Genomic DNA, 20335 nt, shown 5'->3' with positions numbered 1-20335 from the left:
ATATATGACCCATTTGCGTTGTGGAATTTATATGCGAAGTCTCTCATTTACCGGCAAAGCTTTCATGCTCACCCTGGCGACGACGTTAACCGCCTGCGGCGGCGGAGGCGGCGATGACGAAAAAGCGACATATACATTGTCTGGTTCTATCACGACGCCGTCATTCACCCAGGTGGACTCCGATACGTCTGACACCAGTACAGGCTCCGTGTCCAATAACAGTGAAGCCGAGGCGCAGACATTGAGCAACCCCGTGATTATTGGGGGCTATGTCAGCGCATCAACAAGTCTGTACAGCTCAGGCGAGTTGTATCAACAGGACCCCATAGATGTCTTTCGTATTAAGCTGTTGACGGGACAGAAAGTAGTGCTTAACGCCAGTCCTGCGTCCAGTAGTTTCAGCGTAAACCAGACATTGACCCTCAGCAGGGTGGATGGAACTGGCTCGCCGCTGTCCGCGAATAATACGGGAAAGGTCACCCTGACCGCGCCTTCAAGCGGTGATTATTATATTCAAGTACAAGAGTCTGCCGGGCCATCCAGTTACGTCATGGTTGTTGGCGAGGCAGCCGCCACTATGACAAAACAAACTGCTGAGGCCATACCTGCTCAGGCGGAGTTTGTTCCAGGCGAGGCGATCATTCGCTATAAGTCATCGCGAGGCGTCTCCGCACAGGCGTTACCGGGGTATTTCCTGGAGCGGTTCGAGGACGCCAATACGGGCTTGTTCCGCTTCGACGACGCCCAAATTGTGCAGGGACCGGCGTTTAAGTCTCTGATGCAGAAAGCCAATGAAAAACAGCGCACCCTTGAACTAATTGAGGCTTTACGTCAGCGGCCGGACATTGAATTCGCAGAGCCGAACTATATTCGTAAAGCCATGGAAACCCCAGCGGACCCGTTTTATTTCCTGCAATGGCATTATCCACAGATTAACCTGCCCAGCGCGTGGGATGTCACTCATGGCTCCGGCGCGGTTGTCGCGGTGCTGGACACGGGCATACTGCCCACGCACCCCGACTTGTCCGGGCGTTTAGTGAGCGCCAATGATGACTATGACTTTGTCAGCTCAACCTCTTCTTCACTGGATGGCAATGGCATCGACAATGATCCTACCGATCCGGGGGACAGTCTGGTGGGCGGCAGCAGCTTCCATGGGACACATGTGGCGGGGACTGTCGCTGCAGCTTCCAATGCCGTTGGTGGAGTCGGCGTCGCCTTTGAAGCCAACATCATGCCCATTCGTGTACTTGGACAGGGCGGTAGCGGCACTGATGCGGATCTGGTGCAAGCGATTCGGTTTGCGGCCGGGCTGTCAAACTCCTCTGGAACCTTCCCCAGTCGGCGTGCGGATATTATTAACATGAGTCTTGGCGGCCCGGGCTTCTCCACTGCTTTGGGCGCTGCTGTTCAGGATGCTCTGAACGCAGGTGTGATAGTGGTGGCGGCTGCGGGTAACGAAAATACCTCATCCGCATTCTATCCGGCTGCCTATTCTGGGGTGATATCCGTGAGTGCGGTGGGCGCCGATGGGCAGAAAGCCCCTTACTCCAACTATGGCGCCACCGTCGATATTGCAGCGCCTGGCGGCAACATGCTGCAGGATGTAAACGGCGACGGGCGCGGCGATGGCGTGCTGAGCACCTGGGCGGATGACAGTTCTGGCTCGATTGAGCTTTCATACGCCTACATGCAAGGCACTTCTATGGCGTCTCCTCATGTGGCGGGGGTTTTTGCACTGATGGAATCGGTCCGGGATATTACGCCGGAGGAGATTAATAGTTATCTGACGAACGGCGAGCTGACGCGGGATATTGGCGCCGCAGGCAGGGACGACCTTTACGGATATGGGTTGATTGACGCAGCCAAAGCGGTGGTCGCCGCGGGCGGTGAGCCCCCGCCAGCCGTCACGGCCTCGGTCAGTAGTCTGAACTTCACCAATACCAGCGCGACGGTGATCACATTGAATATCCCCTCGGGCGTCAGTGGCGTATCCGTAGCGGCCTCCACTACGGGCGACCTGGGATGGTTGTCCGTTGGCGATAACAGCGATGGCGACGCCTCCACCTACTTGGTCAGCGCAGACGCCAGCGGTTTGGATCTGGGCGTTAGCTATCCGGGAGAAATAGTCGTTGGATATACCATTGATGAAAGCTCGGAAGCGGCGGAGTTGACAGTGCCTGTCACATTGACCTTGGCGGACCCGAACTCACCCGCGAATGCCGGCAGGCACTATATCCTGCTGGTTAACGCGGATACGCTGGACACTTTATATCAGACCAGCGCCAGCGCCTCTGGCGGAGCATACAGCTTCGCGTTCAGCGGCGTTGAGGAGGGAGCCTACCTGTTGGCGGCGGGAACGGATCTGGATAATGACGGCAAGATCTGTGATTCGGGCGAAGCCTGCGCCGAGTATCCGGTTCGCAACGCGCTGGAAACCATCGTGGTTAATGAGTCTAAGTCAGGGTTGTCTTTCGCCACGGGCTTTCAGAGCGACATCAGTAGCGCTGGAGCAGACGGCTCGCCAGCGCATAAGGAATATCGGCTTCTTAACAAGTGAAGCCGGGTGGGTGAAAGGAATTTCACCCCTTCCCAGTTGATCTTTGGCGGCATTCCTATAAATTAATGCCCAATTCCAATCTCCGGGCAATGGCCCCTGCGCCCCCGGAGATAGTCACAAGCGCATGCAGGCGCGTTTCCGGGAAAGGCCGATGTCTGGCCAATTCAATCAACAGCGGGCAGGGAGCGCCGCCCGAAAGCGCGTCGGCAAGTAATGAGTTGTATTCAGGAGAAGCTTTTGTCAAACAACTACAACGCCGACTCCATTGAGGTCCTTAATGGCCTGGACCCGGTTCGCCGTCGTCCGGGCATGTATACGGACACCTCGCGGCCCAACCACCTTGCTCAGGAGGTTATCGACAACAGCGTTGACGAGGCGCTGGCGGGACATGCGCGCCAAGTCGATGTCGTACTGTATAAAGACGGCTCCTTATCCGTGACTGATGATGGCCGCGGCATGCCGGTTGATGTCCACAAGGAAGAAGGGATGCCCGGCGTTGAGCTGATCCTGACCAAACTTCACGCAGGCGGTAAGTTCTCCCATAAAAACTACCAGTTCTCCGGTGGTTTGCACGGGGTGGGCGTATCCGTTGTGAACGCACTGTCCCTGAATCTGGAAGTGTTGATCCGTCGCGACGGCAAAGTGCATCGCATTACCTTCGCCAACGGCGATAAAGCTTCAGACCTGGAAGTGATCGACACCTGCGGCAAGCGCAACACCGGCACCACGGTGACTTTCCTGCCTGACCCCAAGTACTTCGATTCTCCCAAGTTTTCCGTTCTGCGCCTGCGTCATGTGTTGCGCGCCAAAGCGGTATTGTGCTCCGGTCTGAAAGTCACATTTAAAGACGAAAACACCGGCGAGAAAGACGAGTGGTATTACGAAGACGGTCTGAAAGATTATCTGAGCGGCGCCACCAACGAGTTCGTCACCTTACCGCAGCAGCCTTTCATTGGACAGATGGCGGGCAATACGGAAGCGGTGGACTGGGCGGTGCAGTGGCTGCCGGAAGGCGGGGAACTGATCGCGGAAAGCTACGTCAACCTGATTCCCACGGCCCAGGGCGGCACCCATGTTAACGGCCTGCGCACCGGCTTGCTGGAAGCGTTGCGGGAGTTCTGTGAGTTCCGTAACCTGCTGCCGCGTGGCGTCAAGCTGTCCCCGGAAGACGTCTGGGATCGCTGCGCCTATGTTTTGTCGGTGAAAATTCAGGAGCCCCAGTTCTCCGGTCAGACCAAAGAGCGTCTGTCCTCCCGTGAATGCGCCACCTTCGTTTCCGGTGTGGTGAAAGACTCCTTCAGCCTGTGGCTGAACAAACATACGGCGGAAGCGGAGCAACTGGCGGAGCTGGCCATCAACAATGCCCAAAGCCGTTTGCGCGCCGCCAAAAAAGTCGCGCGTAAAAAAATCACCAGCGGCCCGGCGTTGCCCGGCAAACTGGCCGACTGTAGCGGCGGCGATGCGATGCGCGGCGAATTGTTTCTGGTGGAAGGGGACTCCGCGGGCGGCTCCGCGAAACAGGCTCGCGATAGAGAGTTTCAAGCGGTGATGCCGCTGCGTGGAAAGATCCTTAACACCTGGGAAGTGGATTCTGAGCAGATTCTGGCTTCACAGGAAGTACACGATATCGCTGTGGCTATCGGCGTCGACCCGGGCTCTAGCAATCTGGAAGGGCTGCGCTACGGCAAGATCTGTATTCTGGCGGACGCCGACTCCGACGGTCTGCATATCGCCACCTTACTGTGCGCGTTATTCGTCAAACACTTCCGCCCGCTGGTGGAAGCCGGCCACGTCTTCGTCGCCATGCCCCCGTTATACCGCATCGACGTGGCGAAAGACGTCTACTACGCCCTCGACGACTATGAAAAGCAGGGCATCCTCGACCGCATCGCCGCCGAGAAGAAAAAAGGCAAACCCAACGTCCAACGCTTCAAAGGCCTGGGTGAAATGAATCCTCTGCAACTCCGCGAAACCACCATGGCCCCCGACACCCGTCGTCTAGTGCAACTCACCGTGGAAGCCGCCGACGACACCGAAGAAAAAATGGACATGCTCCTGGCCAAAAAACGCGCCTCCGACAGACGCGAATGGCTCGAAAGCAAAGGGAACCTGGCTGAGATTGCGGTCTGATTCTTGGCTAGTCACCTCGGAGTGGAAAGCGGAATGCCTGCTTTCCACTCGACACACTTTGTGCTTGTTCAAACATCATTTTTCCTGTCATTAACATCCTGATTTATGGGCCACAATATCTCCGGCATCGTCACTAGCTTTAAATACCAGGGCGACTTGCCTCACCTGTATTTGGTGGGAAATTACGCGTTCATCCCGCTCTGCGCGAGAACGAAAGGCTTTAGAGGAAGTGCGATTGCTCCATTTGCGCGTTTTGGTTCCAATCTAACGCCGAAAATCAAAACACTGACGAAAGAGCTGTCATTTACAGGAATGTGTGGGTTTATCGAAACTTCATATCACGGAGGCTACGGTAGTCAGTTGGCGGTGGTATGGGAGTACGGCTCCATTATCTATGGGCCAGTCGAATCCGGCGAAGCGATTAATGAAGCCTTGAAATTGATGGGCATTTGGCGGCATGAGGGAAAGGATGAGTTCGATACCGCCAGACTAGGTTGGTATAGTGACAACAAAGAAGTATTGCTGGAAATCAATCAACAGAAAAACGAATAGCTACCCTTTTTTTTCTATGAAATCAAAGACTAGATTAATAACCGTCAGCGACGCTCGATATGTCTGGTTGGTCGATGAAGTAGAGTGGAGTCTGTTCAGGTTAAAAGTCTGGCGGGAAGGGGAAAAGCGCGTCCCTTGGTTTACGTTGGATAAAGACATGAACATTCCGTGGCGGTGCTCCCCTGAGACTGCCGAGGCTACTCCTGACGCATCCTTTTCAGTAACACCCAAGCTGGTGGCGGAAGCTATCAGGCAGATCGGCTCGCAATTTGGCTTCCCTGGCGAAAATAGCAAAGCTTTAAATCTGTGCGTCAGCGCTGACGGCAAGTCCATTTTGCCGTTATCAGCAGAGACGCCGCCAAAGCCCTAAACACTCTCAACTCTCTCCCTCAAAATCCTCGCAAGCGCTTCCAGAGCATCTTCTGGGAATCCGCTCAGTCCGGGGATATCGTTGCTTTCCAGCAGGATAAATTCGCCGCCTTCGGTTTCCAGAAAGTCCAGGCCGAGTATGTCCGCATTCAGGTGGTCCATTGCGATTTGGGTTTGTTCTCGCAAATTGTCTGGGACCGGCATCAGTTGAAAGTCCAAGGTTTCGATGTTGGCTTTCCAGCGTGCGCCGCGGCGGGACATGGCCCACATCCGGTCGCCGATAGCGAGACAGCGAATATCGCGGACGTAAGGAATGTAGTCTTCCAGCGTCACGTAGTCATTGGATATAAACGTCAGGTCCTTGATGTCCGACCAGGCCGTTGCGTTTTCCGCCAGGGCCTTGCCGTAACCGCCGTGGAAATTGCCGACTTTAACCACCGAGGGCAGGGGAGGATCGACTTTATCCAACAGGTTCTCGCCGATGGCGATAGTATGCGGCGATACGGTCAGTCCTGCTTCCTGCAGCTCCACCAGCATCGACAAACGATCATAGCCGCGCAGTAAGGTGCGCGCTGGATTTACGCAGGGAACGCCGGCGAAACGAATCAGCTCCAGAACGCTGCGATGGGATTCGTCCGGTTTAACCGCGCCAAGACGCCACAACACCGCGTCCGCCCGTACGACGCCGGAAGCGTCAAACACCCACAGTCTGTTATCGTGATACAACCATTTGCTGGTTTGCAGGCGACGGTAGTGCACCTCGTGGCCGGTCAGGTATTTTGGCCAGTATTGCTCGCCGTTCACCACGATGATGGAAGCCATAAAACCCTCGAAAAGTTAGTCAATAACCCTAAACAGGGCGATGGATTATATGTCGTCGGAACGTACGACGACGGTTCCAGCGAGCTTGTCATGAAAGCCCTGCTTTTTTGGGTCCCAGGCGACCCACAGGAAACCGAGGCCCAGAGGCAGCCCGGAGATATAGTATGCGAAATAACGCCCGATCATTTGTCCCTTAGATGGCTTGGCGCCTGTTTTGGCGTCGACAATGACGGCGTTAAGCAGCATTTTTCCTGGCGTGGCGGACCGGTATATCCAGAACAGAATGACGGCGAGCGCCGGGAAAACATAATTGAGCAACACATCCGCCGCCCCTGCGATTAAAGTCTCCCCATCGAAATAATTGAAGCCGTACAGGGCGATCAGAATCGGGTAGGTGACCGCCATGATGATTATCGTGTCGATAATACTGGCGCCGGTTCTCGCCCAGAAGCCGACATACTCCATATCTTCAATATGTATTTCTGAGGTCAATTGCGTCTGAGGAGCCTGGTAGGGATTCATTGAGTTACCTTATACATCCGAGTATCTAATTTGAAGCTGGTTAGGTTAGCAGATTAATGAGCCTGGGGCATGGATGGAGGAGAGGGTTTTGTGTCAAATTTGATGATAGCTAGTGGCGACTCATAAACACACTCCCTGTGTTTCCGCATCAGCATTTTACGTTCTAATTACTTCTATTTCGCAAATCCGTCACTTGATCGTACCCAATTCCCCAGTTATCCGTATTGACCTCATCAATAACCACAAATGTGGTTTCTGGATTTTTGTTGAGTACATCCACCATTAGCTGAGTGGCGCCTTTTATAAGTGCTTTTTTCTGTTCGCGGGTGACGTTTTCATCTGTCACTTTAATGTTTATGTAAGGCATATTTTTTACCTGTTTTAGACGCGTTAATTAGTTGTTGGATAGATCTGCGTACATCTTATTAACAATTAGCCACTGACCGTTTTCTTTTAACAAACCCAGATAATCCACGTAGTTGTATTTGAACAGGGGGCAAGCCACTTTTACCATGGCTTGCTTCCCTGTTATCTCCACCGAAAGTAATCGAAATTCATAGGGTAAGCCCTGTTCAGAAGGGACAGGACGGCTTTTCACCGCGTCGAGCCAGTCTCTAAGAGAGCGTCTTAACCCAGGCGCTTTTAGTACAGCGTCAGTGTGGAAGATGTGCTCTAGCAGTGCAGTATCGGCGTAATGAAGTCCTTCAAAATAGGCATCAACGATGTTGATGATGGTTGTAAAATCTGTCTGGCCAAAATCAAGCTCGCTCGTTCTATGTTTTAAACCCCTGTCCATTCTTTTCCCCTTCGATCGCTGGCGTTGATGACGCTTAAGCCGTCGTTATGCCGCTGCTTGGCGTTGCTCGTTGTTCAAAGCAGTTTGAAAACTCGGCATTGATAAAACATGGTCAATCATCTTTTGTGTGTTGGGCCCAATATGAATATCCACGGGGAAACTGGCGCCCCAACGTGAATACACCGTCAACATGATGTCAGCTGCAGACACCGTTTCGCCCCCAAGGAAGACCTGCTCTGTTAATCTGTCTTCAACCACATTCCACAGTTGGTTTATGCTGCTAGCCGCAGAGGCGTAGGCGGGTTGTTTTGCAGATTCACTGAGGTCTGTATTGGCTACAAAAAATAGCTTGCTATAGGCGGGGTGCATGGTTGCGTTGGCGAACATGATATTTTGAATGGCCTGCTCCCGTGCTGCTTTCTCAGTCGGGAACAAAACATTTGGGTGAGTTTCCAGTAAATGCAGCATAACTGCGGCGCCTTCTGTATAGGTCTTACCGTCCTTTTTCAGAACAGGCACTGTGCCAACGGGGTTAATGGCTTGGAAGTTTTCTACAGCTTGTTTGCTTATGATCTGAACGGGTTGATTGAGTTCGTGAAGTACTACCTGGGTCGCCAGGGAACAGGCGCCTGGAACGTAATAAAGTGTGTACATGATGTGTTCCTTCTTCTGAAGCTGTTTGGTTTGATAAATAGTCCGTCGTCCTACTTGTGGCCAGGCAGCTTTGTCGTTGCAGTTGATGGGCCGGTTGGTAGGTCAACAGCTGCAAGTCTAGGGTTCCTAATTGTTTGGATATATAGCTACAATGAGAACCAGTAGTTTCCATTTTGGAAACCATAGGTTTGTTGATAACGATCTACTTGATGTCTATGGACAAACTCAGAGCGCTTCAATTCTTTGTTCGACTGGCTGATCTCGGCAGCTTTACGCGAGTCGCCGAGCAAACCAATACCACCAAGTCCATGATCAGCAAGGAGATCTCCAAGCTGGAAGAAAGCCTGGGAGCGCGATTGCTTCACAGGTCCACCCGCAACATAGAACTGACCCATGTGGGCCAAGGTTATTTACAAAGGGCCAGAGCCATATTGGCGCAACTGGACGACGCAGATTCATTCGTGCAGGACTTGCAACAGCACGCTAAAGGAAAGTTGAAAATCAATGCGCCCATGGCATTGGGCCTGACAGATCTATCTTTGGTCTTTGCTGGCTTCATGGAAGCTTATCCAGATATTCAGTTAGATATTCATTTGGGAGATGAAAACACGGACTTAGTGGAGCAAGGATTTGATTTGGGCTTTCGAGCTTCCAGTCGTCCATTCGATTCGCAATATGTGGGCCGGCCACTTACTCGCTTTGAATATCGTGTATGCGCCGCCCCCAGCTATTTAGAAAATCACCCGAAAATTGTCACCGCTGTAGATTTGAGTCAGCACAACTGTTTTGTGTACAGCTACTTCCAAGGTAAAAGTCTGTGGCCTATCGGCGAGGGCGTCACGATAGAGGGGAAACTCAGAGTCAACAGCACCATCTTCATGATGGAGGCCATTAAACGCGGACAGGGCATAGGTTTTATTCCCGAATTTGTCTGCCGCGACGCGATAGAAAAAGGTGAAGTGGTGGAAGTTCTCGCAGATGAAACCAAACCCAACCTCACACTGTATGCCTTATATCCAGCGCGACGTTATGTACCGCCAGCGTTAACCCTATGTATTCAATTTCTTGAGAAGTGGTTTGAGAAGTAGTGCTTATTTATAGATAGGGGACTGGGTATATTTGGGGTGGTTGGAATAGTGGATATTCTATTGACGATAGATTCATTGCTCGTGGGCCTTCCTTTAAGCTCAATCCATAATATGCCTAAACTTTTGCGTGAGAGGTTTTGCCGCTCATTAGTAGCGTTTTAAGGAAGACGCAACGTGCTACCTCAGACACATATTCTGGGGCGATTCAATTTGAGAGGTGGATTCTTGACTGTACGAATATATATACAATGCCGCCCCTTAACCCAAGGTAAAACAATTTTGTGGCGTGTGTTTTACAATCATCCCGCCAAGCTATTATTGTAAGCTGCCTCTTACTTCCTATGCCGATAGGGTTATACATCTAAACGTCTCCGGATAGTAAAATATTCTTGCATTGTACTAATACTTAACACTTCTTAGCTCTGCGTCATCTCCGCCTCAAGGGTCAGGAAAGGCGTAATACAAGGGATGTTTCCTGCATGTATTCCACCCGCTCTTATGCATTTAAGCATTGGTCTGATATCACTGTCGCCGATCTTCCATTTATCGAGTCTCCCTTTTTTGCAGCGAGCTTTGCCGACCGTTGCTTGAGCAACGACTTTAAGGTCAGCGATGTCGCCAGCAATTTATGCGGCTATCACTTCCGCTCAGGGTTTGGGGCTTTTCCTGGGCGTGGTTCACCCCACTTTCGCAAGTGGAAGGATGACTTCGTCAGAGGCGTTGAGCGTGGAGAGGTGTTGTTGATATTTACTGACAAGAAGAAGCCTTTCTGTCCAGTTATCAACGAGAGCGAAGAAGGACCAGTACCTGTCAGTTCAGAGGTGAGACTTGCTGAGCGTTTGATTGCTCGCGCCAATCCGGCCCCACCGCCGCCGCCAGCGGTGACGGGAGAAGTCATGGATGTCACGCAATTAGCGGGCAATCCCGGTTGGTCTAGTGAGAAAAGAGCGTCCAGTAGCCATCAAGCTTCCGCTGCTGCAGCGCCCGCCGCCGCACCCAGCTCTGCGCCAGCACAGGCGAAAGGGCCCGATGAGGAAGCGCAAGCACAGACATTAAAGAATACCGCTCAGGAAGGGCTGCCGTTTTGTGAGGAGTGTGAAAAGGCCGCCGCGCCAGCAAACGCACCCAAGTCTGGAGATACCCCCGCGACCAGTGATAAAACGGGCGTAAACGACAATGGCGCAACCTCTCAGGATAACGTCAATTCCTGCAAAAACGGCCACCCCATCAGTATGGTCACTGGCGAAGAGTTATTAGACCAGCTGGATTTTAAACTCTCTGGCCCCCTCCCTCTGATTTGGAAAAGAACGTACAAGTCCTCCAACAATAATCAGCGCGGATTAGGTCATGGCTGGACACACTTTCTTAGCCAGCAGTTAGAAGAAGTTGATGGCCGTATCGTCTTTACAACAGATGAAGGACGCTACATTGATTTCCCTTTGCCGTCAGAAGGCGAGATGGTCCGAAACAGCGCGGAGCATTTTGAGCTGCACCGCTTGGGCGAGCGTCACTTCGTGCTGAAACAGCTGGGTAAACCCAATCTGGCTTTCTCAGGCAAGAACGGCGTATATCGACTTGAGTCTGTGCTGGACTCATTGGGTAACCGTATTGATGTCAGCTATTGGGTAGAGTTGGAGGAGCATGAGCGTCCGGTAACGATTGTAACCACCTCCGGCGGCAAACGGTTGCATCTACTGCACAACGCTTACGGTTTGATCAGCGAAGTCCAGAATGTTCATGGCAACGGGCGCGTAGAAAGTCTTGTTAAATATCAATATGACGAAGCCCAAGACCTGGTTGCAGTAACCGATCCTGCTGGTAATAGCGAAACCTTTGGTTATCGTAATCACGTGATTACCCGCCACACTCTCAAGACTGGCTTCAGCGTCTATTTTGAGTGGAATCGCTATGACAAATCCGCTCGCTGCTTACGTCAGTGGTGCGACAACGGCATCTATGACTATCGCTTTGAATGGGACTTAAAGAACCGTATTTCTCAAGCCACCGACAGTAATGGCGGGGTCACCACCTACCATTACAACGAGCGAGGGCAAGTAGTAAAAGAGATTGATCCAGAGGGCGGCGTCACCCGCAGAGCATATGATGCAGCGGGTAATCTCATCGAGGAAACCAACCCCAATGGACACAGTACTCATTACGCCTATAACGACCAAGGAAAGTTGACGACCCTGGTTGATGCGAATGGCGGTATTTACAAGATCGATTACAACGCAAACGCCCAACCTATCAGCATCACTAATGCGCTCGGGCATAAGTGGACCAGAGAATATGATTCGCGTGGTTTGGTAACCGCCTTTATCGATCCAGCCGGCAATAAAACTCAATATGAATATAACAGCCAAGGGCGTCTAAACAAGGTCACGGACGCAGTTGGCAATCAGAAAGAGTATCGATGGAATCATCAGGGGCAATTGGTTAGTGAAACCAATAACAATCAAACCACGACCTATGCCTATAACGAGAGCGGCGCAATCAGCAAAGCATCCACTTCAAAAGGGGGCGTTAGCAGATTCAAATACGACCTAAACGGCAATATAACTGAGGTTGTATACCCTGATGGCTCTAAAACTCAGTTGCGATACAACGCCAATGACCAATTGACTCATGTTATTGATGGCGCTGGTCGCTGTACTGAATATGTATACGACGGCTTATCTCAAGTTCGTAAAAAGATCGATCCTTCAGGGAATGTATTCGAGTATCAGTATGATAAAGAGCGCAACCTAGTAGGATTAATCAACGAAAAAGGTGAGCGTTATGAGCTCGCCTATGACCGCAATGAGCGGCTGATTCGCGAAGTTGGATTTGATGGGCGCGTGCAGCAATATCAATACGACCCTGCCGGCTATTTGAAAGCTCATATTGAAGGCCTCCATACCGATGAGGTGGCGCAAGCTGGATATACGACTTTGTTCAAGCGCGACCGAATAGGGCGCTTGTTGGAGAAACACACTCCTGATGGCGAAGTCAGTCGCTTTGGGTATAACGCCAATGGTCAGGTAATTAAGGCTGTCAATTCCAATCGTAGCATTCAGTTTGCTTATAACAGATTGGGGCAGTTGGCCGAAGAGCGACAAGACCATCATGTTCTTCGTCATGAATATGATGCGCTTGGCAACCGGATGCAAACTACTTTACCAGACGGTCGCACATTAGAGTTTGCGTATGCCTCAAATGGGTTGTTCAATCAAGCTAGCTTCAACGGAACAACGCTTGCCAAAGTGCAACGTGATGAATATGGTCGCGAAACCCGCAGACTTCAGGGATCTGTTGAGTCACATTACGAATACGACTTGATGGGTCGATTGGTCCGTCACCATGCGAGCAACCGCCAGACTAAAGAGCGCATCATTGAGCGCGATTATGGGTATGACCTTAGCGGTAACCTGGCATTAATTGAAGATTTCAAAAAAGGGGCGACCCACTACCATTACGATGCCCTGGATCGCTTGAAAGCAGTGGAAAGCTTCTGTAATGAGGAGTTTTCATTCGATCCTGCTGGCAACATTCTGGATGGAGCCAATCAAGCAAAAGGCAACCGTCTTAACTTCCATGGCGATCGCCATTTTGAGTATGACGAAGCCGGCAATCTGATCAGGGAGAAGCGCGGAAAAGGCGGAAAGCTTGAGACTCGCTACTTCTACAACAAGCAAAATCAACTGGTTGCTGTCGAGAAAGACGGGCAAAGAACTAAGTACAAGTATGACGCTCTCGGTCGTCGCGTCAGTAAGCAGGATGCTTTTGGGAAAACAGTGTTCCTATGGAATGGCGACGTTCTCCTATCAGAGCAACGTAAGCATCTGAGTAAAATCTACGTTTACGAGCCGAACTCGTTTAGACCGCTGGCCTTTATTCAAGATCAAAAAGTCTACCACTATCACCTTGATCACCTCGGTACGCCGCAGGAAATGACGGACGCCAAAGGCAAAATCGTTTGGTCTGTGCGTTACAAGGCGTATGGCAACTTGGCGCTAAAAGAAACCGAAGAGGTTGAAAACTCGCTGCGCTTCCAAGGCCAGTATTTCGATGATGAGACGGGACTTCACTATAACCGCCACAGATATTACGACCCTGGAAGCGCAAGGTTCATCAACCAAGACCCGGTAGGGTTGGTTGGTGGCGCCAACAACTATCTATATGTCCCCAACCCGACCCACTGGGTAGACCCCTTTGGTTTGACGGCTAAGCCAGGAGATTGCCCAGATGCCGTACCGGCAAACTATGACATTATGGAAGACCGCTTTAAAAATGCGATTTTAGTGTTGCAGCCAAACAATGACGTTGTTGCGTGGACGGCACAAAAGCTCGTCGACACTCGAAACGTTCCTGTTATCAGCAAAGACAATATTGATAGCTTGCGCGATGTTAAGAAATTAACGCTTTTGGCTCACGGCACAGGGAACGCCATTGCTGGCTATGACGGCGTAACATTAGGAAATAAGCTGAAGCAAATTGGCTTTAAACCTGATGAAATTGAAGTGGTTGCTTGCCGCGAAAGACCAGGTCCCGCAAGACAAGATATCTCAAATATTATGGGTGTGCCTGTCACAGGTGGCACGGGGAGAATGAAAGTAGATGACAATGGCGATGTACGAGTACTAGATGAACAGAAGGTTGCCCAGCTTACTGAAGCGAAAGGTAGCCCCCTCTCGAGTGAGGAGGTAAATTCTTGTTTGCACCCTGTAGGGGAAGGGTTTGAAACTTTCACGCCTAATGGCTCATGTTCTACTGTCGCATAGGAATACACATGAAAGTCACCACTTTGAATGAAGTCGGCTTCTGGTCGAATAATTATGAAAGCGGAGTCACCCCGAGCTTTCTGTGCGGAGATATCGGCTCTGACAAAGAAAGTATCGTAAGTTACCTGAAGAGTGGCGCACGCAGCGATGGTTGGCTCGGGTACGCACGCTGTCGCTTTGAATGCGAACACTCAGAGAGTAGCCCGCTTGGTTGTGCAGAACGGACTGATGGAAAGTGGTATTGGCCAGAAGGGCTGGCTCACTATGTTGAGGCCCATAATTTATTGCTTCCCCCTCAATTTCTGGAATACATCAGATCGTTAAACTACAAGGTCCCAGAGCTAGAGCCCGTGTTTTTAACGGCGATACGTAACACCTCCAACCTAAATGAAAACGACGAGCTCAAAATCAAGTTCAGTAATCACATCTGGCTGAACTGGCTCAGTGAAATGGGGGAGGAAGTCTATTTAAAACACCCTGTAATTGTCCCTAAAGCAACGCCGGCAGCCAGCTCGACTTTCGATCTGGATAGTTTACTACCGGGTGACGGAGACCTATAGAAGCTACGACTGGGGCGCTTGTTCTTAAACGCCCAACTTTCAGCGACACTTTAAAATCAGGAAGAGTTGTACAGAATGCAGGACTTTTTCAATTTATCCACTTTAAAGGGCCATTGCCCCGGCTTTCGTCATTACTACGCGTTAGTCGACTGCGCCATTGACGAGCGCATTTATCCGCAAATAACCCAAAGCTCCTGCGACAGTTCGACGCTCTTTTGGCACGGGATTGGAGAAACGTTAAAGGCTGCGTCTCCCCACATCGTCGAGTTAGGCAGTGATCCGTTCACTCAATGGTTATTTCAGGAAGGCTGGGGCAACAGCTGGTGTATTTTTGTAGCCAGCAATAAACCCATGACAGAACTCGTTCAGCACTTCCGCCGTCTAGCAAAAGTCCGTGGCCCCAATAACGAGAACTGGTACTTTCGCTATTGCGACCCACGCTATATGAGAGTGTTGCTGCCACTCTGCGAATCGGCGCAACTCAATCGCATTTTGGGCGATACCGGCGTTTTCTGGATGGAAGGTGACACGCCTGAAAAGGTCTGCATATTTCAGCGTAAACAGGGAAAGCTGCAGTTTATTTCGAGAAATGTTGATGGATCAGACTCACACGTCAGCGTCTACGACCCATCAGAACAGCCAAGCTCTGGGACAACAGATAGCCTTCTCAAAATACGCCAGGATCAGTGTGAGCAGTTTACACACGCTGTCCGTCGAGAGTTCGTTCGAAAGATGGCGACAACATTTCTGGAAAAGTATCCCGACCGACTTAAATCTATTGCGCCAGACCAGCTGTTCAGACTTGTTAATGCCGCCATTTCCCAGATGCATCAACTTGGGGCTAAAAGCCGGCAAGACGCCCATCACTTTATTAACGCTTGTATCCTGTTTGGTTGGGACTTCCTCCAGGACGATAGCCAGAAATGGATTAGAACGGACTATCTGGAGAACTCCGAGCTGGGGAATATCAGCCTTCGATTAGAGGCTCTTTACTACTACAGTGGGCGACAGTCCATGATGGATGGGAAGTTGGAAGCATGACTGATAACAGCCTAAATGGTGCGGATGACCTGCATGTAAGCTCCCTGGCGGGCAACTGCCCTCAGTCCGGCGTACAGACGAGCAAGGTGGACAAATTCATTGAGCCGCATATGTCGGCGCTTTCAGATGATCACAAATCTGCGGTCAAGAAAGTATTGGAGGATGGCAAGCCAACCGAGAACAGCCCCACGACGGTACTGCTGAAAACCGGTGAAAGTAGTCGACCGGAGTATACCTTTACCGACGACGATATTGATCTTGATGAAGATAAGATCACGCTAACCCGGAAAAATGCAGTTAAGTACCCAGCTAAAAAGCAATTGTCATCGGAAGAGTTCGTGCATGCGGTTGTCGTGGACGGAGAGCCCATAGACAAGGCGAAGGCCAACGGAAAGGAAATCTGCTCTGTTGAAAAGAGCGCGATCAAGGCCGTTTCCACAGAGATTACGACCTACGACATGAGCTTGCCGGACAATCATCCATACGCTGCAAGCCTTAATGCACTCCTAGCCGAACGCGACACGCTACGAGATGAAAGAAAAGCGCTCAAGGAAGAAGCCGCGAAGAAGCTTGGCAAGAAAGTCGAAGACTTAAAGCCTTCCGACTGGGATATGACCGAATACAACAGCAAAAATGTCGCTGCCGTATCAGGGAAAATTGGCGAGCTATACGCCGATGTCCATGTCCAAAAAGAATTCCCGGATTTCAAGCGTATCCACCCCGAGGATATCGAAAACGCTCCCTCGCTCTCAGGGAATTTCGACATGGTTTACCAGAACGATGCGGGTGAAATCATTATCATCGAAGCCAAGGGCGCAGGCGGAACAACTGGCACCCGGAACATCAATGGTATTGACTACGAGCAAGGGACTACGGAGTATGCTGCAAATGTAACTCAGAGTATGGCAAACAAGGACGTATCATCAAACTTTTCTGATGAAAAGAATGACGCAATAAGGAAGGAAATCTATGCCGCAGACGCAATAAAGTTTGCTTCTCAGGATGACAAATCCATTCGCTATTTTAGAGTGCAAACCCCTATTGAGAATGACCCTTCCGCTGTGGATAGTGTAAAGGTCTCTGAGTATCAAATAGATAAAGCAAAGCTTAAATCTATTCTAGATAATGATATTTAAGTAGGAATTATGATTAAAAACCAAAGACAAGCTACTACGCCCCAGGATTGGGCTGTTGAATGCATTGACCGTGCTGATCGCTTGATGAGAAATGGGTGTAAGAATTTATATAGGAAAAGCGACAATGTACTTAGTGTTGCTCAAGAGTCTCTGACTAAAGCGCGGCGTATAACCCTGTTGGATGATAGTTCATACGACAAAGCTGGAGCTGAAGCCATCAAACTATCAGCAAAGGCATATGCTGCTTATTTTACCTTAGCGCAAAATCCAGACACCAATATTGATATATCACTATCAGCTTGTGGGGAAGCCCAACTCAATGGTGCAGGTATTGTAGAAAATGGCAGAATTTTCCCTGAGCGTTGGCAAGAAGCCTACTTCACCGCGGTTGTCGCGCGCGACAAAGAAAGTATGGCCAGCCTAGCTACCTTCCCCTTAAGTCTATTGCGCTCAAGCGCAACAAAAAGTATTGAAGCAGAGTATGTTTTAGTGGAGGCTTTGCAGAGTTTTCATTTCAGACGCGATGATTTTGTTCCGCTGATTAAGAAGGCGTCAGAGCTGGCCGTTGCAGAAGGAAGTGATAAAGCACTGGATATAACTATGGGTAAGGTTGAGCTATTGCTGGCCCTGGCAACCAATCTTGGCCTGGATTTTAATGAAGTCTTAGAGAAAAACCTCAAAGCTCTTATCGAATTCTTTGAGGCACGATGTGAAGAAGACGTAGCCCCAGTTCAAAGCTTTATCCCAATGGAACTCCTAGGGATGGCTGTACAGTGGTTTGACGCTGGGAACGACTTGACTGTCGAGTCTGATTACCTGCCTAAATACTGTATCGAAGGAACTCTATTTGGTGTGTAGCTTGCGAGCTTGAGCCTTTGAAAGTCAGCCCGGCTCAGTAACCACGCCAACTTATTATCATCCTCTGTTAGGAGGAAAAGTTGGCGTAATATTGGTGGGGACTCATATCATCGTTGGCAGCTCTTCCTTCATATACTTTTAGAGTATGGTGGCGTGAAAAAGGGTTAACTCTGGGAGAGAGCGAATGTACTACGTCTTTGACAGAAACTGTAAAGGCAGGTGGATTGATCAACCCAGAGGCGATATCCCCGGTATTAAGTGGTCTTCATGGAGAAAAGGAGCTGCTCTTCCATACCTACCGCCAGATCCATTAAAGTTTACCTTGGAAGCATTTAATCCACATTCGGCAGATGATTCGCACCATATGCCATCCTACTTTCGTGCATCAGCCCCAATTTTTAGCGACGAGCTAATAGCTGCATTACAAGAATGCGGTGTTGAGAATCTTGAAACTTATAATCTGGATCTATTCGATCCTGATAATGGGCAAACATATACCAATTATAAAGTAGTCAATATTGTAGGGTTAATTGCCGTGGCTGACATGCCGCAGTCAGATGTTATTTCTCATCAATCAGACTTGCCATCACTCAATGAGGTGGACATTGATAGTTTGGTTATTGATCCTTCAAAGGCTGGAGGAAAGTATTTTTTCCGCTTAGCCGAGTCGACCAACACACTTATCGTTCACGACAAGGTCAGGCAGCACTTGCTGATTAAGGGATTTACCGACCTTGCCTTCTATGTGCCAAGTAAGGTTGCTTTATAGGGTTAAGGAAATTGGGATTAGAAAATGTATTACGTATTTGATCGTGACTGCCCTGGGAGATGGATTAAGAGCCCGCGCGGCGATATTCCCGGGGTTCATTGGTACTTCTGGCGTAAGGGGGCGGTACTTCCTTCTCCGCCTCCTAATCCGCTAAAGTTTACTTTGAAACCATGCAGCCCACATGCGAGGGATCATTCGCCATACTTACCATCATTTCTAGATGCCTCGGCCCCTATTTTTAGAGATGACCTAATTGAAGCGCTGGAGGAATGTGGTGTCGATAATTTAGAAACTTATAATACTGAGATTACAGACCCGGATAATGGTGCAGTATATTCTAACTATAAGGTTGTAAATATCATTGGTTTTATTTCTGCAGCCGATATCCAAAAATCGGATGCAATAGTTCACGGCTCCGATATTTATGATGTGGACTTTGATAGCTTGGTTATTGACCCATCAAAGGCTGGAGGAAAGTACTTTTCCGGCTAGCCGAGTCGACCAACGCACTTATCGTTCACGACAAGGTTAGGCAGCACTTGCTGGCTAAGGGATTTACCGATCTTGCTTTTTATCCTTCTGGCAAAGCTGCTCTGTAAGCCACTACAAAGGTTGGTGATAAATGTATTACATACTTGATCGAAGCTGTCCAGGACGGTGGATCGAGGACCCAGATGGCGACATTATCGACGTTGACTGGTATTACTGGCGCATGGGAGCAAAGCTTTCTCACGTTCCACTAGAACCACTCAAATTTTCGCTTGAGAGTTTCAATCCGAATTCGGAGGATGACTCCCTGCACATGCCATCCTACTTCCAAGCTGCGGCGCCTATTTTTCGCGATGACCTTATTTCAGCCCTTGAGGAATGTGGAATCAACAATTTAGAAACCTATAACACTGAGATTTCAGATCCGGATAATGGAGCAGTTTATTCTAACTATAAGGTTGTAAATATCATTGGCCTTATTTCTGCAGCCGACATGCAAAAATCAACTGCGATAGTTCACGACTCAGGTAATCCACCTCTTTATGATGTGGATTTTGATAGCTTAGTCATCGATCCAGCAAAAGCTGGTGGGCACTACTTTTTCCGACTAGCTGAGTCAACTAACGCTCTTATCGTTCACGAAAAGGTTAAGCAGCACTTGCTGGCTAAAGGTTTTACCGATCTTGCATTCTATGAGCCTAGTAAGGTTGCGCTATAGGTTGCGAACTTATTGGAATTAGCAAATGTATTACGCATTCGATCGTGATTGCATCGGTAGATGGATACAGAAGAGGCGAGGAGACATTCCTGAAGTAGACTGGTTCTACTGGAGAATAGGGATGGGGCTTACCGTGCCTCCTCCTAATCCCTTGAAGTTCACGCTTAGCCCATACAACCCGCACTCCGCAGATGATTCACATCATATGCCTTCTTTTTTTCGCGCAGCAGCTCCGATTTTCAGTGACGAGCTGATTGCCGCACTACGAGAGTGTGGGGTTGATAGCATTGATGCTTACGATCTTGAGCTAACTGACCCCGACAGCGACCAAGTCTATACACACTACAAAGTGGTGAATGTTGTTAGCTTGGTTTCTGCCGCAGATATGAAAAGATCTATTGTTGCGGCGCATAGCCTTACCGATTCAGCTTTGTATGATGTGGACTTTGATAGTCTGGTTGTGGACCCGGAAAAAGCCAAGGGGTGCCACTGCTGTCCCACAGTTTGACAG

The 20335-nt window shown here is 49.9% G+C and carries 19 protein-coding genes; 14 read left to right on the top strand and 5 right to left on the bottom strand.

What is annotated here, in order from left to right; genetic code table 11:
• Positions 1 to 31 precede the first annotated feature (31 nt).
• The 4 genes from AC2IBB_RS28330 to AC2IBB_RS28315 all read left to right on the top strand — a co-directional run bounded on the left by AC2IBB_RS28330 (position 32) and on the right by AC2IBB_RS28315 (position 5612).
• Positions 32 to 2560 carry a S8 family peptidase gene (locus AC2IBB_RS28330; RefSeq protein WP_486330032.1) on the top strand — a complete coding sequence of 843 codons (2529 nt, stop codon included), beginning with the start codon at positions 32 to 34 and terminating at the stop codon, positions 2558 to 2560.
• A gap of 237 nt (positions 2561 to 2797) precedes the next feature.
• A complete protein-coding gene (gene parE, locus AC2IBB_RS28325) occupies positions 2798 to 4690 on the top strand; it encodes a DNA topoisomerase IV subunit B (RefSeq protein WP_486330031.1) in 1893 nt (630 codons plus the stop codon).
• 105 nt (positions 4691 to 4795) lie between these two features.
• Positions 4796 to 5242 carry a hypothetical protein gene (locus tag AC2IBB_RS28320; protein ID WP_486330030.1) on the top strand — a complete coding sequence of 149 codons (447 nt, stop codon included), beginning with the start codon at positions 4796 to 4798 and terminating at the stop codon, positions 5240 to 5242.
• Positions 5243 to 5258: 16 nt separating this feature from the next.
• Positions 5259 to 5612 carry a hypothetical protein gene (locus AC2IBB_RS28315; RefSeq protein WP_486330029.1) on the top strand — a complete coding sequence of 118 codons (354 nt, stop codon included), beginning with the start codon at positions 5259 to 5261 and terminating at the stop codon, positions 5610 to 5612.
• On the opposite strand, the gene AC2IBB_RS28310 is transcribed toward AC2IBB_RS28315, so the two are convergent.
• The 5 genes from AC2IBB_RS28310 to AC2IBB_RS28290 form a co-directional block, all read right to left on the bottom strand.
• Positions 5609 to 6433 (bottom strand): ATP-grasp domain-containing protein, encoded by an 825-nt coding sequence (locus AC2IBB_RS28310; RefSeq protein WP_486330028.1) that lies wholly within the window; start codon positions 6431 to 6433, stop codon positions 5609 to 5611. The genes AC2IBB_RS28315 and AC2IBB_RS28310 overlap by 4 nt on opposite strands.
• Before the next feature lie 45 nt (positions 6434 to 6478).
• Positions 6479 to 6955, bottom strand: coding sequence for an RDD family protein (locus tag AC2IBB_RS28305; protein WP_486330027.1), 477 nt, complete (start codon positions 6953 to 6955; stop codon positions 6479 to 6481).
• A gap of 163 nt (positions 6956 to 7118) precedes the next feature.
• Complete coding sequence (locus AC2IBB_RS28300; RefSeq protein ID WP_431688135.1) at positions 7119 to 7322, bottom strand: tautomerase family protein; 204 nt, start codon at positions 7320 to 7322, stop codon at positions 7119 to 7121.
• Positions 7323 to 7349: 27 nt separating this feature from the next.
• Entirely contained in the window at positions 7350 to 7751 is a 402-nt protein-coding gene (locus AC2IBB_RS28295) for a nuclear transport factor 2 family protein (protein ID WP_486330026.1), read from the bottom strand.
• Between the two features lie 45 nt (positions 7752 to 7796).
• Positions 7797 to 8405 carry a glutathione S-transferase family protein gene (locus AC2IBB_RS28290; RefSeq protein WP_486330025.1) on the bottom strand — a complete coding sequence of 203 codons (609 nt, stop codon included), beginning with the start codon at positions 8403 to 8405 and terminating at the stop codon, positions 7797 to 7799.
• A gap of 188 nt (positions 8406 to 8593) precedes the next feature.
• On the opposite strand from AC2IBB_RS28290, the gene AC2IBB_RS28285 reads away from it, so the two are divergent.
• The 10 genes from AC2IBB_RS28285 (at position 8594) to AC2IBB_RS28240 (ending at position 20332) form a co-directional block, all read left to right on the top strand.
• Positions 8594 to 9493, top strand: coding sequence for a LysR family transcriptional regulator (locus AC2IBB_RS28285; RefSeq protein ID WP_486330024.1), 900 nt, complete (start codon positions 8594 to 8596; stop codon positions 9491 to 9493).
• 479 nt (positions 9494 to 9972) lie between these two features.
• Positions 9973 to 14253, top strand: coding sequence for an RHS repeat-associated core domain-containing protein (locus AC2IBB_RS28280; RefSeq protein WP_486330023.1), 4281 nt, complete (start codon positions 9973 to 9975; stop codon positions 14251 to 14253).
• Positions 14254 to 14261: 8 nt separating this feature from the next.
• Positions 14262 to 14813, top strand: coding sequence for a hypothetical protein (locus AC2IBB_RS28275; RefSeq protein WP_486330022.1), 552 nt, complete (start codon positions 14262 to 14264; stop codon positions 14811 to 14813).
• Between the two features lie 75 nt (positions 14814 to 14888).
• The gene (locus AC2IBB_RS28270) at positions 14889 to 15854 is read left to right on the top strand and encodes a DUF4123 domain-containing protein (protein ID WP_486330021.1); all 966 of its coding nucleotides are present in this window, start codon (positions 14889 to 14891) and stop codon (positions 15852 to 15854) included.
• Positions 15851 to 16990 carry a hypothetical protein gene (locus tag AC2IBB_RS28265; protein WP_486330020.1) on the top strand — a complete coding sequence of 380 codons (1140 nt, stop codon included), beginning with the start codon at positions 15851 to 15853 and terminating at the stop codon, positions 16988 to 16990. The genes AC2IBB_RS28270 and AC2IBB_RS28265 overlap by 4 nt, the downstream gene beginning before the upstream one ends.
• A 9-nt stretch (positions 16991 to 16999) precedes the next feature.
• On the top strand, positions 17000 to 17848 hold the full coding sequence (locus AC2IBB_RS28260) for an immunity 49 family protein (protein ID WP_486330019.1): 849 nt from the start codon (positions 17000 to 17002) through the stop codon (positions 17846 to 17848).
• Between the two features lie 184 nt (positions 17849 to 18032).
• On the top strand, positions 18033 to 18617 hold the full coding sequence (locus AC2IBB_RS28255; protein ID WP_486330018.1) for an imm11 family protein: 585 nt from the start codon (positions 18033 to 18035) through the stop codon (positions 18615 to 18617).
• A gap of 24 nt (positions 18618 to 18641) precedes the next feature.
• On the top strand, positions 18642 to 19109 hold the full coding sequence (locus AC2IBB_RS28250) for an imm11 family protein (protein WP_486330017.1): 468 nt from the start codon (positions 18642 to 18644) through the stop codon (positions 19107 to 19109).
• A gap of 130 nt (positions 19110 to 19239) precedes the next feature.
• Positions 19240 to 19824, top strand: a complete 585-nt coding sequence (locus AC2IBB_RS28245) for an imm11 family protein (protein WP_486330016.1) — start codon at positions 19240 to 19242, stop codon at positions 19822 to 19824.
• Between the two features lie 25 nt (positions 19825 to 19849).
• Entirely contained in the window at positions 19850 to 20332 is a 483-nt protein-coding gene (locus AC2IBB_RS28240) for an imm11 family protein (RefSeq protein ID WP_486330015.1), read from the top strand.
• Positions 20333 to 20335 lie beyond the last annotated feature (3 nt).

The sequence above is a fragment of the Hahella sp. NS-SX17 genome, assembly GCF_057367735.1.
Note: the sequence above shows the minus strand (reverse complement) of the source record. Positions and strands in the feature narration are given on the sequence as shown.

What these genes read in the sequence shown, in the direction of transcription:
- AC2IBB_RS28250 (WP_486330017.1), top strand. Translation starts at nt 18,642, where the DNA reads ATGTATTACGTATTTGATCGTGACTGCCCTGGGAGATGGATTAAGAGC.
- AC2IBB_RS28275 (WP_486330022.1), top strand. Translation starts at nt 14,262, where the DNA reads ATGAAAGTCACCACTTTGAATGAAGTCGGCTTCTGGTCGAATAATTAT.
- AC2IBB_RS28280 (WP_486330023.1), top strand. Translation starts at nt 9,973, where the DNA reads ATGTATTCCACCCGCTCTTATGCATTTAAGCATTGGTCTGATATCACT.
- AC2IBB_RS28310 (WP_486330028.1), bottom strand. Translation starts at nt 6,433, where the DNA reads ATGGCTTCCATCATCGTGGTGAACGGCGAGCAATACTGGCCAAAATAC.
- AC2IBB_RS28265 (WP_486330020.1), top strand. Translation starts at nt 15,851, where the DNA reads ATGACTGATAACAGCCTAAATGGTGCGGATGACCTGCATGTAAGCTCC.
- AC2IBB_RS28295 (WP_486330026.1), bottom strand. Translation starts at nt 7,751, where the DNA reads ATGGACAGGGGTTTAAAACATAGAACGAGCGAGCTTGATTTTGGCCAG.
- AC2IBB_RS28315 (WP_486330029.1), top strand. Translation starts at nt 5,259, where the DNA reads ATGAAATCAAAGACTAGATTAATAACCGTCAGCGACGCTCGATATGTC.
- AC2IBB_RS28300 (WP_431688135.1), bottom strand. Translation starts at nt 7,322, where the DNA reads ATGCCTTACATAAACATTAAAGTGACAGATGAAAACGTCACCCGCGAA.
- AC2IBB_RS28240 (WP_486330015.1), top strand. Translation starts at nt 19,850, where the DNA reads ATGTATTACGCATTCGATCGTGATTGCATCGGTAGATGGATACAGAAG.
- AC2IBB_RS28320 (WP_486330030.1), top strand. Translation starts at nt 4,796, where the DNA reads ATGGGCCACAATATCTCCGGCATCGTCACTAGCTTTAAATACCAGGGC.
- AC2IBB_RS28255 (WP_486330018.1), top strand. Translation starts at nt 18,033, where the DNA reads ATGTACTACGTCTTTGACAGAAACTGTAAAGGCAGGTGGATTGATCAA.
- AC2IBB_RS28270 (WP_486330021.1), top strand. Translation starts at nt 14,889, where the DNA reads ATGCAGGACTTTTTCAATTTATCCACTTTAAAGGGCCATTGCCCCGGC.
- AC2IBB_RS28260 (WP_486330019.1), top strand. Translation starts at nt 17,000, where the DNA reads ATGATTAAAAACCAAAGACAAGCTACTACGCCCCAGGATTGGGCTGTT.
- AC2IBB_RS28305 (WP_486330027.1), bottom strand. Translation starts at nt 6,955, where the DNA reads ATGAATCCCTACCAGGCTCCTCAGACGCAATTGACCTCAGAAATACAT.
- AC2IBB_RS28245 (WP_486330016.1), top strand. Translation starts at nt 19,240, where the DNA reads ATGTATTACATACTTGATCGAAGCTGTCCAGGACGGTGGATCGAGGAC.
- AC2IBB_RS28290 (WP_486330025.1), bottom strand. Translation starts at nt 8,405, where the DNA reads ATGTACACACTTTATTACGTTCCAGGCGCCTGTTCCCTGGCGACCCAG.
- AC2IBB_RS28330 (WP_486330032.1), top strand. Translation starts at nt 32, where the DNA reads ATGCGAAGTCTCTCATTTACCGGCAAAGCTTTCATGCTCACCCTGGCG.